This window comes from Endozoicomonas sp. 2B-B, from assembly GCF_053470045.1.
Map to the genome: position 1 here is coordinate 4970460 of NZ_JBLZMU010000001.1, position 19600 is coordinate 4990059.

The window sequence follows — 19600 nt, forward strand, 5'->3', positions numbered from 1 at the left end:
AAACCCGCCGGGTGTGACAATCACTCTTCACGGTAATAAAAATACTCAGCTCTATGGTTTTTAGAATGACAAATGCTCGCCCCAGTGCATTAAGCCTTGCAGTGGCCGTTGCAATCAGCTCTTCCATCATTAGTACACAGACACTGGCCGATCGCAGGCTGCAGACAAGATCTGTGGATATTTCGGGCAGTGAACATGTGGAGTTTATCCAGAGTGAGGTCCTGGTTCAGCCAACTCCAGGTGATGACCAGCAACCCATTCCCAAATCCTTTACCACCACCTACCCTGGTCAGACAGAAGTCAGAGCGGGCTACGACATACCTTCTGAAGGCTTCACAGATATTCTTTCTGGCATCGAGGGTGGCGTTACCAGCGTTGACCTGTTTACAACCGGCGAGAATGACGTTGCTCAGAAGTACACCAAAGTTCTCAAGGTCGGCGATGAGGGTGTCTTCAGGTTCACCCATAACCTTGCAGAGGATAAACTGGTCATTGAAGTCAGAAAAGGAATGACCGATCAGAATTCAATTGCGGCTGTTCGTGCTCAATCAGGTGACATTCAACCATTAGACCCCTTTACAAAAATTGCCAATCCCGAACAGCTGGCCGGAGTGCTCAAAGGTGCCAACGAAAGAGCAGGAAGTCTTGGCGAAGCTGATCACTATGTTGCCCTTGCCACCGTTGAAGTAAAAAAGGTTGCAGTCAACGGACGCACCTTCATGCGTCTTATTGCTGCAGGCGATCAGCCTCCTGAACTTAAACGCCTGGGACAATCACTCTTTGTCAATGATGAGGCGCTTTTTGCAGCAGCCACCTCTGCCTATACCCAGGTTCATGTTCTGGGAGGAGATATACAACAGCAGGTCCTGGAGGATCTGTTGTTTGATCATAAACCCGTCGGCTATGTTGTATACGTTGAGGATGACACTCAGGCATATCATGTAGCTGAACATTATCCAAAACTGGAAGTGACTGAGACTTCAGAGAAGATGATTGTTTTCCGTGGTCAGAAACAGAATCCAGCCGACATTGCTCTTGCGGAAGCTCTCTATTCCACCTGGCATCAATATGGCGGCAATTACCCCGATCCTGCAATAACAACACTAGTTAAAAAAGACAAGCTCAGAAGCTACCAGTACTCCATTCGAAGCAGGCAGATGCAAATGCTGGAGGAATTAGCTGCATATCAGGATATTAAATTTGATGCATATCAACCGGAGATGCTTGCGTACTATGAATCTCTTCTGCAGGCATTGACCACTGCTACTCCAGACAAGGCAGATGAATTTGAATTGACATTAGGACATATCAGAGTCGCTGCCTCGGTCATCACGCCAAGCTGGCTACAAATTCAACTCGCAAAACACTTCCGCTTCAAACCCAGACTCAGAAATCTTCTGAATAATCCGCACTTTGTTAAGAGAATTCAGGAGATCACAACCTTTCTCGCCGATATCAATCGAACAAGGATTCCCGAGGAATACGAAGAGTTTACTTCCGAAGTCATAAACAACAAGGACAGACAGCTGCTTGAAATTTACAACAAACTGGAGAAGCTGAGGGCAAAACAACCCGAAATACGTAAGCCAAACAAAAAATTGCTTCGCGCAATGGCAGCAGAGCCTGGTATTGATGACTGGAACGATATCCAACCCCCCGAAGAAAAAGCCAGGCTCATCAGAAAGAAAATGCGACCGGTTCCTGCAACAGGAAAGTCTCGGACAAAAGCTATAAAAGAAATACTGACGGCTCTTGAGAACACACTCGAAATCACTCCTGACAATGAAAACGATCTGGATTTACGCTATCAGGGTATCCAACAATACCTGCTTCAAAATGAAGAACTAATCCATGGGCCAGTCCAGCATAAACTGGCTATCTTTTTTGAAGGTCAGCTTGGTCTGGTCCCCGATAACAAAATGGACACGCAAGTGAGCAGCATTACAGAGTCTGAAAAAGACGCTGACATCAAAGCCCTCTGTGCAACCGTTGCCAGGTATTTAAACATTCAGGATTTCGATAGCGATGCAGATGTTGAAGTTCAACAAGAACGCCTGATTCAAAAACTTAAGACAATGAATGTTCAGGGAGAAACTCTGCGTCAGCAACTTAAGGCAATGAGTGCTCAGGAAGAAAGTCTGCGCGAACAACTTAACGCAATGAGAAACCTGCTCCATAGGGAAGCTTTTTACACCAGGGCCAGAAAAGACGCTCTGGCAGAGGTCCTTGGGATCAGTCCGGGTGAAGACCCCTTTCTGGAGGACCGTGCCAGCCTGGAATCAAAGGTAAATGACATGCTCTTCGAGCTTTCAGAGCTGGAAACAGAATTGGAAGACATCAAAACACCAGGCCATCCCAAAGTCATGCCTGAAGTATTGGGGACACTTCTTGCCACGTTAACAGGTCTGGAGGGAAAGAGTTATTTCTATTGCAGAGAAAAGGAGAATGTCTATGACCTTCGTCAGTCCCTTTCTGAAAAAATGGATCTACGCATCAGAGAAGCCAGAAAGCGGTCAGAGGAAGAGGCCCTGAACGCACTGCACTGCCTGGAAATATTATTCAACATCAAAGTCAATGTAAGTGATTACAAAGCGGCAAGACTGGAAAGGCTTCTTGCAAGACTTGATGCCCGTCATGTTTCAAATTTTGAGCTGGATGAAATGCGCAGGATACTCTGGGAAGCTGGCGGGCCAGGCTGGAGAGATCTGGAGGGGAATCCAGAAGAGATAAAAATCAAGCTCAACAGCATTCGTCATCGCCTCAGGTATATTGTTGAAGAACCGGATCAGCGGGCCAGAATACGACAGGCAGGTCATCTTATCGTTCTGGAGGACCAGTTAAATATCGCCCCTTATGAAAACTCTGCTGCCAGAGAGAGAGGCAAAAGTTTAACAGACAAACTGGCCAGTGATCTGAATATAGGATTTGAAGACAATGCACAACTGACTGACCGGCAGTATGCTCTGGGAGGCAGAATTCAGGAATTACGGGATGAACTGCACGAAGTCCATGCAAATGAAGATGCCAGGAGAGCCTGGAACAATAACATTGCACATCAACTCAAGGTTATAGATTATGAGGATGATGCCAGCATCGACGACCAGAACCGTTTAATTAGAGCAAAACTCCAACAGCTGGATGAAGAAGTTTTCAAAGCCGGTCAGCCTGACGTTAATGAGCGTCTGGCAGCCATTGATGAAGAGCTTGACAGGCAAGTGGCTCGTCTGGGACCTAAACCCCGATACATTCTTGACAGTGATGCAGCCAGAGCCAGACGAATGATAGCAAAAGCCGAAAGCGAGCTGGCAGATGTTCATTGCAGACTAAACAGGCTTAGTAATAATAAGGACGACACCGACCGTATACGAAGCATTAAAGCACTTCAGAGCGAGTTGAATCTGTCTGGTAAAGTGCAAACCCTCGCAGAGCGGGAACAGGCCCGTCTGGAGGACGAGATTGAAACCAGGAAAGCAGATATTGAGAGAATGAAAGGAGTCCTGATGGCGACAGAGAAAGCCATCGAAAGTGACGGCGGTCCCTTCCAGTTCACGCTGGAACAGGCAAAAGTTCTGAAGGACATTCACAAACTCACACAGCAGCACCCTCTCATAAAACAGGCTCTGGAAGCCGCTATTGGCCTGAGAAAAGCAGCAAAAGAAAGCGGTAAGGCAGTACCTGGCCTTGTCACTTTCGATTTTGACGATGAGTTTGCACCGATTCGCTTGCAGGCAGGGGTCGGAGACAAACTGACGTTTAAACAGGCCAGCCGGATTGTAGAAATTTTCAAGAGACTGAAGACGACAAGCTTCCCAGCCCCCACTCTCGAGCAACCCCGGAATGCCATCAAAGAAGTCAACTCTCTGGCGCACCGGGCATGGGATGAGACAGGAAATGGGGCACAAGAATACGACAACGAAATTCACGGTATAGGCTTAGCAGGTATTCACAGCGAAGATCCTGAACCGGAGGATCTGAAAAGCTTCCCGGAATACTTTGCTGGCCATTCTGCCAGTGGCAACAAGATAATCACTTTGCTACATGAAGGTCTGCTCAGCAAGGCTGAACTTGAGAACTACATAAAGGTCGTCAGAGATGTCGATGGTTATCAGACAGTGGACGAATTTGAACATTTCCTTGGCTACAGACACGACGTCAATGTGCCTCACTTCAAAGCTGTTGTCCGGATGCTGTCCGACCAGGGTGCTGAGAAATTCATGCTGAGTGCCTTTACACCAGTGTCCGTGACCACGACTGGCCCGGCAGCTATTAAAGAGTCGGTTGTCGGCATGAAAGAGTACGCCACTGCTGTCATCGCCAACTACGTGCTTGATGATATTGCCTTTGAAAACAGCCGCAGGACGGCAGCATTTCTGGCCAATGTTCAGGATACCCTGACACCTTACGCCCATGCTGCCGGAATATCTGAATCAGAACTGATCAAAGCTATTCATGGCACATCGTTACAGGCTCACGCCACAGCGGTCGAGCAGCAGCTCAATGATTACTGGGTCAAACCTTCAGCCTTTCTGGTACAGGCTGTGACCTGGTACCACTCCAGCTACAAACCACTATTGGTGACCCATGACGTATGGCAGGCTGCCGAGCTGTCCTTCTCGAACATGTTGTTACTCTATCTTCTGGATCTGACCAACAGGGGTGATTACGCCCACAGAATGCTCACACCTTTTCAGCACTGGTTGGAACTTTACGGTGTTGATCCTGATCGAACCGGGCAATATGCCTACCACAGCGGAATTGAAAAATTCTCTGAAGCGGCCGGGCGGCTGGCCATGCCATTGGGCAAGGCGGCTTCCTCAGTCATTCTGCTGAAAACCGGCTCCATGCTGTTTGCCAGACAATACAACGCCAGCCCGCACAGGTATCGCAGCATTTCCCGTCTGGTACCGGAAATAATGAAATCCATGGGTTCCGGACAAGGGGTTCAGGTACCGCTGCTGCACAGTCTGACACCACAAAAAGTGAAAACTCTGGCCTCGGCTACTGCCGGTCTGGTGCTGGGTCCGGTAGCCACTATCGGAGCATACGCTCATGGTCTTGTCTCCTGGTTCACCTATGCTCAGGCATTCGGCTTTGCTCTGGCGTCGAGTCTCACTTTTGACTTCTTCATGAACGACAACAGGATGCTTACTCAATGGCTGGGTGGACCTCTGGGCCGAGGTCTCGACAAGATTAACCGCTGGCGGGGCCTGGGTGAAACGGACGCTGAATATTTGAAACGTACGGCTATTGCCTCACCTCAACGTTTCAGTGAAAACGATGAAGAGTACGCAAACCGCGTTAAAGAAAATGACATGATGCATGGCTGGACTCGACACGAAAATTACCTGCAGTTCCGTGAGCGCCGTGATCGTACCATGAAACTATTTGAAAATGGCTGGGAGAATTACTTCAAGGAAAATGTGCCTAAATGGTCGTTTTCCCATGCAGAAAGTATTCCTTACTCCTACACTCTGGGTGCCTTCTACAATTTGCAACAGGGCGATGAACAGAAAATAAGCGATTGACATTGACAGCCATAAGGGATTAGCAGCGGCTTCCCCACCTGTTGTGCCAGTCACTTTTCACAGTGCTAAAAATACTTAGCTCTGAGGTAGTAGAATGACAAGTGCTCGCCTCAATGTATTAAGCCTGGCTGTGGCCGTTGCAATCAGCTCTTCCATCATTGCCAGCCAGGCACTGGGTGATCGCAGGCTGCTAATAAAGTCTGTTGATATTCTGGACAGTGTACACGTAGAGTATACCCAGAGCGAGGTCATGGTTCAGCCAACCTTAGGTGATGACCGACAACCCATACCCAAATCCTTCACAACCACCTTCACTTATCTGACTCAAACCAGAGCAGGCTACGAGGTTCCTTCTCAAGGCTTCACGGACGTTCTTTCTGGCATCGAGGGAGGTGTTTCCAGTGTTGATCTGTTTGAAACAGACGAGAATGACGTTGCCCGCAAATACACCAAAGTCCTCAAGGTAGGTAATGAGGGGGTCTTCAGGTTTACCCATAACCTTGCCAAAAAGGAACTGGTCATTGAAGTCAGAAACGAAATGACCGATCAGAATTTAATTGAAGCTATTTTAACTCAATCAGGCGACACCCAACCATTAGAACCCTTAACAAAAGTTGCCAGCCCCGAACTACTAACCGCAGTACTGAAAGGCGTCAGTGGAAGTATAGGAAACCTTGGCGAAGTTGATAATTACGTTGCCCTTGCCACTATTGAAGTAGACGAAGTTAAAGTTGACGGGCGTACCTTCATGCGTCTTATCGCAACCGACGATCAGCCCCCGGATCTGCAACGCCTGGGTCAATCGCTCTTTGTCAATGATGAAGCTCTTTTCGCAGCCGCCACATCTGCCTATACCCAGGTTCATCTTCTGGGGAAGGATTTACAACAGGAAGCCCTGAATGATCTGTTGTCCTACCATAAACCCATCGGCTACGTTGTATACATTGAGGATGACTCACAGGCTTGTCCTGTGCCCGCTGGTTATCCAAAGCTGGAAGTGAAACAGGCTCCGGGGGAAGCTATTGTTTTCCATAGTCAGAAGCAGAATCCGACTGACATCGCTTTTGTGGAAAGCCTCTATAACCTCCTTCAAAAAGACATCACTGACAACAGCATTCCTCCGGCAACAGCTCAGGTAGAAAAAGATAAGGTCAAAAGTTACCAGTACGTCATTCGAAGCAGGCAAATGGCATTGCTGGAGGAGATAGCTGTTCAGCTCAATAGTGAATCTGGCAGAGCAAAACTGATTACGCTTGCATACTATGAAACTCTCCAGCAGGCATTAACCAGTGCTACTCCGGAAAAAGCAGATAACTTTGAATTCACATCAGGACACATCAGATTGGCTTCGTCAATGGCCACGCCAACCTGGATGCACAGTCAACTCGTAAAACACTTCAGTTTCAAACCCGCCATTAAAAATTTTCTGACCAGTCAGCTCTTTATTCAGAATGTTCAGGAAGTAACAACCATTATAAGCCGTATCAACGAAATGCAGGCCGATGTCTTTGAGGACAACAGAAAGTTTGCTTTCAAAGTCACAGACGACATGGCCAGACAGCTGAATAAGATAGAAAGCGAGCTGGAAGAGCAGCAGCAGGTAAAAGAAGTCAGACTCATCCAGCTTGAAAAGGAGTTAATGCTCATAAGGAACAGAGTCTCTGATGATGTAAAGAGTAAAGTCAGACTTCTTCAACGCAGGAAACAAGTTGAGGATGAGTTTTTAGAGGTTCGTAACCTGATGAGAGGACTGCAAAACCAGTCACAGAAACTTCAGCAGGAAGTCAGAGGAATTCCAAAGCTGGAACAACGCGTACGTGATACCAGAGCAGATATCGCAGCTGTCAGAGCAAATGCCAAAAAAGCATTCAACGCTGAACTGGCAGACGATCTTGGTATTGATGACTGGGATACTAGCAAGACACTCAAAGAACAAGTCAGACTGATCAGAAAAAAAATTGATGAAGTCTTCAGGCTGACGGCCTCAATGGATCCGCCTGTGGGAGATTCTCCCAAAGAAATACTGGCGGCCCTGGAATTACGGCTTGGTATTTTTCTGGTCACTGAAAAGGATCCGGCTGCCCACTTTGAGTTCATTCAAAGACAATTTCATAAATACGCAGAACAGAACCATGAGGTGCTCCTGGAGAAAATGGGTATCGTTGAAAGAGTGCTGGGTCTGGCTCCGAAAAACAATGATGACCTGATAGGCCGTCAATATGCCATTTATCAGGCCATTGAGCAGTGCCTCAAGCAGTCGACAGTTCCGCTCGACCAGGAACATTCTTTTCCGCAACAGGGCACCAGAACAGATGCTAAAAAAGAAGCTGAAATCAAAGCCTTCAATGCAGCCACTGCCAGACATTTAAACATTAAGGATTTTGATAGCAATGCAGACATTGACTCTCAACAAAAGCGGCTGTTTCACAGATTTAAGTCACTGAATGCTGCATTAAAGCGTCTTGATGAAATGAATGTTGAACAAGATCAACTGTTTAACAGATTTCAGTCAATGAATGCTGAAATCGACGAATATCTGGAAAAGCTGCTTTGGAGTATTCGGAAACCAGATGCTAAATACCGCTCGCAAGAAGATGACGTCAAAGTCAGGCAAGATGCTGTGGCAAAAGATTTACCTGTTCCAATGGATGAAGAAAGCACAATAGAACAACGCGACACACTGATAGAAGGAACACATGGCCGTTCCTCCAGCCCTGCAAATTCAAAAGAACAACTGGACGACACCAGAAGAGCGCCCCCCTCCATAGCCAGGCCTGAAGTAACCAGAGAGCTGAGAGCTTTGAAAACAGCTCTGCAGAAGCGCCTCAGTGAAGAAAAAGATTTGTATTTCCATAGCATGGTCATTGCTGAAGACATCAAGAAATACATCAGAGAAGCCAGAAAGCAGTCAGAGGAAGAAGCCCTGATCGTACTGGAAAACCTGGAAAGTTTATTCAACATCAAAATCAATGAAGGAGATGACAAAGCAGTAAGACTTCAAAGGCTTCGTACAAGGCTTGATGATGGTGGTGATATCACGCCCTACGAGCTGGACGAGATGGACAAGATCCTGTTTTGGGAAGCTGACAGCACTGCTCAGGAGGAACCGGCAGAGAGGGATATCAGACTCGGCAGGTTTCGTGAGCGTCTTACCTTTAAAGTCGAAGAATCGCAGCAACGAGCCAGAGAAAAACAGGCAGAATATCTTGCCACTGTGGAGGATGAGCTAAATATCGATCCTTATGAAAACCCTGCCGCTAAAGAAAGAGGCAGAACTTTGACAACTAAACTGGCCAGTATTCTAGAGGTAAAGTTTGCTACAGGTGCCAGCCTGTCTGACCATCAGTATGATCTGAGACGCAGAATTAAGGTAGTACGGAATAAAGTAAACACAGCCGTTAAAGATAAAAATGATGAATCTATCAAGAGAGTCTATAACCATAGAATTGCTCATCGACTTAACATTGAAGACTATCAGGATGATGCCACTATAGCCGACCAAAACAGTCTGATTGATGCAAAACTCCAGCAGCTGGACAAAGACGTCATTGTAGCGGGCCAGCCTGATATTGATGAACGTATCGCCGCCATTGAAGATGAGTTTGACAGGCGAATGGCTCCTCAGGGATCCAAGCCCCGATTCGTGCTTGATCGTTGTCTGGCTGAAGCCAGACGAGGACTGGAAGAAGCTGAAAGTGAACTGGCAGATGTTAATCGCAAACTGAATGCTATTGGTCACAAACAAGTCGTTTTTGTGAGTCGTGATGACGTTGAACCCATCTCGGATGAAGACGACAGAGCTTTCAATCAGGCAATGAAACATATTCAGACCGAACTGGGTCTGCCTGTGGGTGATGAACAAACCCCTGAAGAACGAGTAGACGACATCAGACATTTCATGGGGGAGCAAGGTGCAGATAGACGAGATGAAATCGTTGAGCAACTGGGAGCTGTCGCAAAAGCTCTGAACATCCGGATAAAAGGCGGCCCGGGATCACCGCTAAAAGCTGACTACATTATTGCCATTTCCGCCTCTGCAGAGGCTCATGATTGGGACGAAATCAATGCAGCCGATGAAGCATTGGGTGAACTGCCTTTAACCAGGAAAAAATATTCTCAGGCCAAAGAATTCCTCCATGAGCATGACAGAAAAGCTAAGGACGCAGCATCTGCATTGTTGCAAAAAATTAGTGCACAAGAGAATCTGGATCTTAAAAAGGAGGAGATTAACCGTTCCGGAGACGCAGATCAAAAGGCTAAAACCGGACTTGAAAACAAAATGGCACTGCCGAAGACAGCCCCGGAACAAAAAAGTGACACTGAACCAGAAACATTGAAAACCCCGGAGGCTCATGAGGCAGAGATTAAAGCCACTGAAGATGCCCAGGGTCCTGAACCAGACTTTACTGAGAACAGAAAACGGGTTAATGCCCTGAGAAACAAACCTCAGGTCAGGGAATTCCTGGATAAGCATGACCGAGAAAGTATGGACGCGGCATTAGCAGAATTTCAAAAGAGTATTGCGTTGAAGTACCCGGATCATAGTAGAGAGGAGACTGAGAACGAAATTGAACCGCTGAATGCAGTCCTGAAGAAGAAAAGTGACGCTGCAGCAAAAGCTTTGGAAGTTCTGGAGGCTCATGAAGCGGATATTAAAACCACTGAAGAAGCCGTGGGTCTCAAACCAGGCACCAGTGACATCAGAAAAAGGGTTAATGCCCTGAGAATCAAAAGGGTAGAACTGGGTGGTAATGATGGTCATGGCTGCAAGATTCAGCAACTGATTCAGGAACAGGCCCGTCTGACATTTGAGAGAGAAGTCTGGAAAGCAGACATTAAGAAAATGAAGGAAAACCTGAAGACTGCTCAGGAAGCCGTCGAAAATTATCGCGCTCCCTTCCAACACACGCCGAGACAAGTAAAAGTTTTGGACGCTATCCTCGAATTCATGCAGCAGCACCCTCTCAAAAAACAAGCCCTGGAGGCTGCATTTGGCCTGACAGAAGCAGCAATAGAGTACGGAACACCTTTCCTTACAACTTTCCATTTTGACGATGAATTTGCACCCATTCGCTTACAGGCATTGGTCGGAGACAGACTGACGTTTGAGCAGGCCAGTCAGATTGTGGAAGTCTTCAGGATTTTGCAGAGGGACTTCCCGGTAAGCCTTTACAAGCCTCTGGAAAATCAGCCTGTGGATGCGCTGGAAGAACTCGAGTATCTGGTTTTCAGAGCCAGGAATGAGATGGAAACAGGGGCTCAACATTACGACGATGTCATTAAACGCATAGGCTCAACAGGCATTCAACACTTCGGGCACGAAACAGAGAATTTGAAAGGCTTCTCGGAATACTTCGCCAGCCATTCGGCCAGTGGTAACAAGATCATAGCTCTGCTACGGGAGGGTCTGATCAGCAAGGTTGAACTTGAGAACTATATGAAGATCAGCAGAAGTATTGATGGTTATCTGACAGGGAACGAATTTGAACACTTCATTGGCTGTAGACAAGGCGTCCATGTGCATCAGTTTAAAATGGTTGTCCGGATGCTGTCCGACAAGGGTGTTGAGGAATTTATGAAAAGTGCCTTTACACCTGTGCCCACGATCGCAACTGGTCCGGTAGCGATGAAAGAGTCTGTTGTCGGCATGAAAGAGTATGCCACCGCTGTCGTCGCCAACTACATACTTGATGATATTGCCTTTGAAAATGGCCGCAGGACGGCAGCATTCCTGACCAATGTTCAGGATACCCTGACACCTTATGCCAATGTTGCTGACCTGTTTGAGTCAGACCTGATAAAGATTATCCATAGCGTATTGATGCAGGCTCACGCCGCTGCGGTTGAGTACCAGCTAAAGGATTACTGGCTCAAACCTTCAGCCTCTCTGGTACAAGCTGTCCCCTGGTACTACACCAGCTACAAACCACTACTGGCAGTGACTGGGGCCTGGAAAGCTGCCAAAGCGTCCTTGTTAAACACGGAGGAACTCTACATTCTGGATCTCACCAACAGGGGGGATTATACGCACAGAATGATCATACCTTTTCAGCACTGGTTGGAACACTATGGTATTGATCTTGATCGAACCGGCCAATATGCCTACCACGGCGGAGTTGAAAAAGTCTCTGAAATGCTCGGGCTGTTCATGCCCTATGGCAGGGCCGGTTCTTCAGTCATACTGTTGACAACCGGCTCCAGACTGTTCACCAGACAGTTCCATGCCAACCCGCATATGTATCGCAGTATCTCCCGTCTGGTGCCCGAAATGGTGAAATCCATGGGTTCCGGACAGGGGGTTCAGGTACCCCTGCTGCACAGGGTAACACCACAAACAGTAAAAACGCTGGCCTCCGCCACAGCCGGTCTGGTTATGGGCCCGGTCTCCACTGTTGGAGCATACGCTCATGGTCTTATATTCGGATTTACCTGCGCTCAAATGTTAGGTTTTGCACTGGCGTCTAGCCTCACTTTCGACTTCTTTATGAACGACAACAAGCTGCTCACTCAATGGCTGGGTGGCCCCCTGGGCCGCAGTCTCGACAAGATTAATCGCTGGCGGGGCGTGGGTGAAACGCACGATGAATATTTGCAACGTACGGCTGTTGCCTCTCCTCAACGCTTCACTGAAACCGATGAAGAATACGCAAACCGTGTTAAAGCAAACAACACGATGTACGGCTGGACTCGACATGAAAATTATCTGCAGTTTCGTGAACGCCGTGATCGCACCATGAAACTGTTTGAGAATGGCTGGGAGAAATACTTCAGGGAAAATGTGCCTAAATGGTCGTTTTCCCATGCAGAAAGTATTCCTTACTCCTACACTCTGGGCACCTTCTACAATTGGCAACAGGGCGATGACAAGAAGGCGCCTGTTCATGGTAAGAGAAACGCCTCTCAATAAAGCTTTATATCGACCACCTCAGGCGAGCTCGAAACTGATGACAAGTGGGGCAAGCAGGAAAAGTAGCATAAGCGGAAAAGTCCTGTTGAATTAATCAGGCAACAGGCAACGACCTGCAATGACCGCTAAGACGCTAACGTCAAGTGTCACCTTTCCTTCTGAGCCCGACTTCTGAGCCAGCAAAGTCTGAAGCCAATCAAACAAGCGATTAAAAGCCGCTTCCTCATTGGTTGTGGCAATTTGTGGCAATCGATTTTCACAGTACTGAAAATACTTAGCTCTGAGGTAGTAGAATGACAAATGCTCGCCCCAATGCGCTGAGCCTTGCAGTGGCCGTTGCAATCAGCTCTTTCATTATTGCTACCCAGGCACTGGCCGATCGCAGGCTGCAGACAAAATCTGTCGATATTTCCGACAATAAACATGTAGAGTTTACCCACAGCGAGGTCAGGATTCAGCCAACTTTAGGTGATGACCAGCAACCCATACCCAAATCCTTCACAACTACCTACCCTGATCAGACTCAGGCCAGAGCAGGCTATAACGTTCCTTCTGAAGGTTTCACGGACGTTCTTTCTGGCATCGAGGGTGGTGTTTCCAGTGTTGATCAGTTTGAAACAGGTGACAATGACGTTGCTCAGAAATACACCAAAGTTCTGAAGGTTGGTAATGAGGGGATCTTCAGGTTTACCCATAACCTTGCAGAAAAGGAACTGATCATTGAAGTCAGAGACAGGATGACATCCCGGAATTCAATCAGGGCTGTTCGCGCTCAATTGGCCGACACCGAACGTTTAGAACCTCTGACAAAAATTGCCGACCCCGAACAACTGGCCGGAGTATTGAAAGCCGCCAGTGAAAGAGCAGGAAGCCTTGGCGCAGCGGATAAGTACACTGTTCTTGCCTCCATTAAAGTAGACGACGTTGAAGTGAACCGGCGCACCTTCATGCGTCTCGTCGCTTCAGGCGATCAGCCTCCTGAACTGCAGCGGCTGGATAAATCGCTCTATATCAATGATGAGGTTCTTTTAGCCGCAGCCACCTCAGCCTATACCCAGGTTTATGTTCTGGGAGAGATTTTACAACAGGAAGCTCTGAATGAACTTTTGGCATACCAGAAACCTGTCGGATATGTTGTACACGCTGAGGATGAAACAGAGGCTTATTATGTGCCTGATGGTCATCCAAGACTGGAAGTGACACAGACTCCGGGGGAGATTATTGTTTTCCGGGGTCAGAAGCAGAATCCGACCGATATTGCTTTTGTACAAGGCCTCTTAAACCTGAGAGAGGAAGATATCGCTGATACCCCCGCTCCAGCAGTCAGGGTAAAGGTCAAAAAAGACAGGCTCAAAAGCTATCAGTACATCATCCGAAGCAAGCAGATGGCAATGCTTGAGGAGTTTGCTACGGATCTGGCTGCCTATTTCGGTGTTGAATTTAAAGAAAATAAACTGTTGATGCTTGCACGCTATGAAGCGCTTCAGCAGGCATTGACCAGTGCTAATCCCGATAATGCAGATGAATTTGAATTCACACCAGCACATATCAAAGTCGCTTCCTCGGTCATGACGCCAATCTGGATACAGGTGCAACTCGAAAAGCACTTCAACTTCAAACCGTTACTGAGAGATCTTCTGACCAGCGAGCAATTTGTTCAACAAGTTCAGAAAGTTATACCCGTTGCAACGGAATTGTCTGCCGATACTTTTGGAGACGACGCCAGGTTTGCTACCCGAGTCTTTGGCGACATGACCAGACAGCTGCTTGAGATGGAAGACAAGCTGGAGGGGCTGAGTTTAAAAGCAGGCAAACTCGGCGAGCTTAAAAACTTCTTACAGTATTTAAGTGAAATAGCCAATATCAGCGTAGCGAAAAAGCAGAGAGCACAAGAACTCAAGAGGCTAATTGACGAGCAGCTGGAATGGCTTTTTCAAGATTGGAAACACGTGAAAAAATGGGTCGATAAACTTCGCCAGGAAGCCGATCAAATCCCGGAGCTGGAACAACAAGTTCGTGTCGCCAGAGTGAAAGCCACAAAATTTCGCAACTCTCAACTGGCAGCAGAACTTGGCATTGATGACTGGGATGATACCCAGCCCGACAATGAGCAAGAGAGACTCATCATAGAGAGGATTGATGAAATCATCAGAGCAGTTGCCTCAACGGCTGCCGTAACAGAAAAGTCTAAGGAAAAGACAGTTAAAACAAAACTCGCGGCTATTGAGGATCTGCTGGGTCTGGATCCGGATAACCAGGATGATCTGGAAGCTCGTCATCAGGCCATTAATCAGCAACTTGAGCAACGGGTAGCTCAGGCAGGTCATCAAGTTTTTCAGCATCAACAACTGGAAAACCGATTATGGTTAAAGGATCTTCAGGAAGAAGTCAGTCGAATTCCAGCGCTGCAAAAAGAATTTCGTGACTCAATACTGACAGAAAGAGAAGATTACAACACTCAAATGGCAAAAGAGCTTGGTATTGAGAACTGGGATAATACTGAACCACCAGAAGAGCAAGCCAGACTCATCAGACAGAAAATTAATGAAATCAGCCGACCTGTTGCGACAACAGATGCCCCGACAGAACAGCCTCGGGGAGACGCTGTAAAAGCAAAACTGGCGGCCATTGAAAACGAGCTTGAGATTAATCCAGCCAGTGAAAACGATCTGGATGCCCGCTACCACTTTATTCAAGAGCACCTGCAAGAAAAGTTAGAACTCACTGATAAGGCAATCGACAACAGACTGGCTACCATTGAAGTACAGCTCGGACTGATCCCGAATAACGACAATGAGCCGGAAGTCCGTTGCCAGACCATTCAAAAACAACTGAAGCAGAAGCTGAAGCTGGCCCAGTTCGATAAGGAACTTCTTCAGAGCACCGGAACATATAGTGAAGAACTGACTGCAGTCAAAGCCCGCTATTTAAACATTGCTGCGCAATTAAACATTGAGGATTTTGACGGCAATGCCGAAATTTTTGCGCAGCAGGATCGCCTGCTTATGAAACTACAGACCATCAATGCGCATCAAAAACACCGGCTTAAGAAACTTGAGGCAATCAATGTTCAGGACGGGATGAAAGAAGCTTCCCTCAAGGTCAGGGAAAATGCTCTGGCGAACATTCTCGGTATTGAGATGAATGAAGAGCGCACATTAGAGGATCGAAGCGCCCTGATAGATGCAGCCTATAGCAAGGTTATCGAGTTTGCAGATTTGCAAGAAAAACTGAAAGACATCAGAACTCCGGGGCACCCCAGAGCCAAACCGGAAGTCCTCCGGAAACTGGGTGCTGTAGAAAAAGCTCTGAAGATGAAAGACCTCAATGAAGAGGACGATGTCTACCACCGTCGTCAGGCTATTGCTGATGACATGCAGACATACATCAAAGAAGCTGCCCAGCGGGCAGAGGAAGAGGCTCTGGAAATACTGGAAACAATGGAGGAAATACTCAACATCAAAGTCAATGAAGATGATGACAAAGCAGCAAGGCTTTGCAACGTGCGCTTAAAACTTGACGGCGAAGATGTTTCAGAAGACCTGCTGGATCAGATACATAATGCCCTCGGAGTTGAAGTCAGAACACTACTGGATGAGAAGGCTATGAAACTCGATTGGCTTCGAGTGCGTCTTGACTATAAAGTCGAGAGTTGGGAGGAGCGAGCCAGAGATCAACAGACAAAATGGCTTAAAGCAATAGAGGAAAAGCTGAACATCAAACCGGATGAAAACGCTTTTGCCAAAGAAAGAGACGAGGTATTGGTTTTTAGACTGGCCAGGGATCTGGAGGTGGAATTAGAAAAAGATACCAACCTGTCTGACCAGAAGGATGTTCTGAAAGCCAGAATTTACGCATTATTGGATGAAGTAAACGAAGTCTATGAAGATGAAAGTGTCAGAAGAGACAGAAATAATGCAATGGCTCGTCAACTCAACGTTGAAGACTATAAGGACGATGCCAGCATCGACGAACAGAACAGTCTGATTGAGCAGAAACTGTACCAGCTGGATGTCGAAGTTAAAAAAACGGCTGAGCCTGATGTCGATGAGCGTATCGCCGCCATTGATGATGAGCTTGACAGGCTAATGGCAGGCCTGGGACCTAAACCCCGATACGTTCTTGATCGTGAACTGGCCACCGTCAGGCGAGCAATAAATGAAGCTGAAAGTGAACTGACAGATGATCATCGCAGACTGGCGACTCTGAATCCTCATCGCAAACCATCGTTGTTTGAGATTCACGATGGTGTCCAGCCTGTCTCGGATGAGGACGGCAGCGCTCTCAATCAGGCAACGAAACGAACTCAGAGCAAATTGGTTCCGTCTGCAGATGATAAGAAAAACCTCGAAGAACGTTTAGAGTACTTAACACGTTTACTTCAGATGATCGATGCCAAATTACAAGGTCAGGACATTGATACACTGGAAGCTGCTGCAAAAGATCCGAACATCCAGACAAAAGGTGACTCCGGATCACTGAAAGCATTTGATTATCTCATTAAAGTCTCCACAAGTTCTCATGAGCCTGACGTAATCGATACCGCCGACGAGGCATTGGGGGAACTGCCTTTAACCAGGAAAAGGTACTCTCTGATCACGCAATTCCTGCATGATTACGAGAGGAAAATTGTCGGTCTGGCCTCTGAAATGGTTGAAATGAATTCTGCACAAGAGAATCCGGATCCTGAAAAGCAGAAGACTACCGATTTTGGAAGCATCGATGAGAAGGCTGAAACCAGGAATAAGAACGAAAGAGAGCAGCTGATTCCCACCCCGAGGAAGAAAAGTGATTTTTTTTCAAGAGCGAAAAAAATTCTGTCGGAGAATGAAGAGGCTCTTGAGGTCACTGAAAAAGCCCTGGGCCTAAAGCCAGACCCTTCAGACACCAGTGCACAACGGCTTATTGCCCTGAGAGACAAACGGATAGAACTGGGCGGGTTTGATGGTACTGGTGGCAAGATCCAGCAACTGATTCAGGAACAGGCCCGTCTGGAAGCCAGGATTGAAGCCGGGAAAGTAAACATTGAAAGAATGAAGGAAACTCTTAAGACTGCAGAAAACGCCGTCCAGAATGAGGGTGGCCCCTCTCAGTTTACACTGAAGCAGGAAAAAGCCCGCAAAGCTATGCTCCTGTTCATGCAGCAGCACTCTCTCAAGAAGCAGGCTCTGGAAGCCGCAATGGGTTTGGCAGAGTCTGCAGAAAGGAATGGTAAGTTAGTACCCTACCTTGCGACTTTTAATTTTGACGGTGAATTTGCACCGATTCGCTTGCGGGCTATGGTCGGAGACGACCTGACGTTTGATCAGGCCGGACGGATTGTGGAAATCTTCAGGAGCCTGAAGACTCAATCCCCGGCAACCCCACTGGAAGATCAGCCTCTAAGTGCCCTGGAAGAAGTCCAGCGTCTGATGGACAGTGCCAGAATGGAGTTGAAAAAAGGCACACAGCTATACGACGATGAAATCTTTGGCATGGGCTCAGCAGCCATTCATTACGTAGCGCATGAACCAGGGGACCAGAAAAGCTTCCCGGAATACTTCGCCAGCCATTCTGCCAGTGGTAACAAGCTCATCACTTTGCTCCGTGAAGGTTTGATCAGCAAGGTTGAACTTGAGAACTTTATGAAGGCCGTCAGAGGTGTCGATGGTTATGAGGTAGAGGGTGAATTTGGACACTTTATTGCCTGCAGACACGGTGCCGACATGCTTCACTTCTGCAAGGTTGTCAGGATGCTGTCCGACAAGGGTGCTGAGGAGTTTATGCAGAGTGCCTTTATTCCTGTGACCGTGACTGCCCCTGGCCCGGCAGGTATGAAGGAGTCTGTTGCCGGTATGAAAGATTATGCAGCGGCTGTCATCGCCAACTACGTGCTTGACGATATTGCCTTTGAAAATGGCCGCAGGACAGCAGCATTTCTGGCCAATACTCAGGATACCCTGACACCTTACGCCAATGTTGCCGGACTATCGGAATCAGAACTGATCAAGGCCATTCATGACATATTGATGCAGGCTCATGCTGCAGCGGTTGAGCGCCAGCTAAAGGATTACTGGGTTAAGCCTTCAGCCTTTCTGGTACAGGCTGTCACCTGGTACTACTCCAGCTACAAACCCCTACTGGTGTTGGCTGACGCCTGGCAGGCTGCAGTACTATCGCTCACAAACATGTCTTTCCTCTATCTCCTGGACCTGACCAACAGGGGTGATTACACGCACAGGATGCTGACACCTTTCCAGCACTGGATGGAGCGCTACCGTGTTGATCTTGACCGAACTGGCCAATATTTCGGGCACACTGAACTTGAAAAACTCTCTGAACTGGGCGGGCTTGCAATGCCGCTGGGTAAGGCTGCTTCTTCAGTCATTCTGCTCAGAACCGGCTCCATGTTGTTTGCCAGACAGCACCATGCCAACCCCCGGATGTATCGCAGCATTTCCCGTCTGGTACCCGAAATAGTGAAATCCATGGGTTCCGGACAGGGGGTTCAGGTACCGCTGCTGCACAGGGTGACCCCACAAAAAGTGAAAACGCTTGCCTCTGCCGCAGCCGGTGTCGTATTAGGTCCGGTAGCCACAGTCGGATCATACGCCCACGGACTTCTATCTGGGTTCACCTATGCTCAAACCTTTGGATTCGCTCTGGCGTCGAGTCTCGCTTTTGATTTCTTCATGAACGACAACAAGATGCTCACTCATTGGCTGGGTGGACCTCTGGGGCGAAGTCTTGACAGGATTGATCGCTGGTGGGGCCTGGGTGAAACAGACGATGAGTATTTGCAACGCACCGCTGTTGCTTCGCCTCAGGGCTTCAGTGAGACCGATGAAGAATATGCAAGCCGTGTTAAAGCCAACAACACGATGTATGGCTGGACTCGACACGAAAATTACCTGCAGTTCCGTGAACGCCGTGATCGCACCATGAGACTATTTGAGAATGGCTGGGAGAAATACTTCCGGGAAAATGTACCTAAATGGTCGTTTTCCCATGCAGAAAGTATCCCTTACTCCTATACTCTTGGCGCCCTTTACCAATCGCAAAAGGGCGATGATCAGAAGTTTCACAATCATGATAAGAGAAATGCCCCTCAATCAGGCTTTTTACCTGCAACCTCGGCAGCATACAGTCTTGATTAAAAGCTGCTTGTCCGTCCAATCATTTTTCACAG

Annotated in this window: 4 protein-coding genes; 3 read left to right on the forward strand and 1 reads right to left on the reverse strand. The window is 47.7% G+C overall.

Annotation, left to right across the window (positions count from 1 at the left end):
• Window positions 1–65: 65 nt before the first annotated feature.
• Complete coding sequence (locus ACOMHB_RS18845) at window positions 66–5525, forward strand: hypothetical protein (RefSeq protein WP_448217774.1); 5460 nt, start codon at window positions 66–68, stop codon at window positions 5523–5525.
• Window positions 5526–5619: 94 nt separating this feature from the next.
• A complete protein-coding gene (locus tag ACOMHB_RS18850; RefSeq protein ID WP_448217775.1) occupies window positions 5620–12432 on the forward strand; it encodes a hypothetical protein in 6813 nt (2270 codons plus the stop codon).
• A 90-nt stretch (window positions 12433–12522) separates the two neighbouring features.
• Here the strand turns inward: ACOMHB_RS18850 and ACOMHB_RS18855 are convergent, their stop codons facing one another.
• Entirely contained in the window at window positions 12523–12681 is a 159-nt protein-coding gene (locus ACOMHB_RS18855; RefSeq protein WP_422411613.1) for a hypothetical protein, read from the reverse strand.
• Window positions 12682–12725: 44 nt separating this feature from the next.
• Here ACOMHB_RS18855 and ACOMHB_RS18860 point away from each other — a divergent pair, with 44 nt between their 5' ends.
• Window positions 12726–19568 (forward strand): hypothetical protein, encoded by a 6843-nt coding sequence (locus ACOMHB_RS18860; protein ID WP_448217776.1) that lies wholly within the window; start codon window positions 12726–12728, stop codon window positions 19566–19568.
• Window positions 19569–19600: the final 32 nt, after the last annotated feature.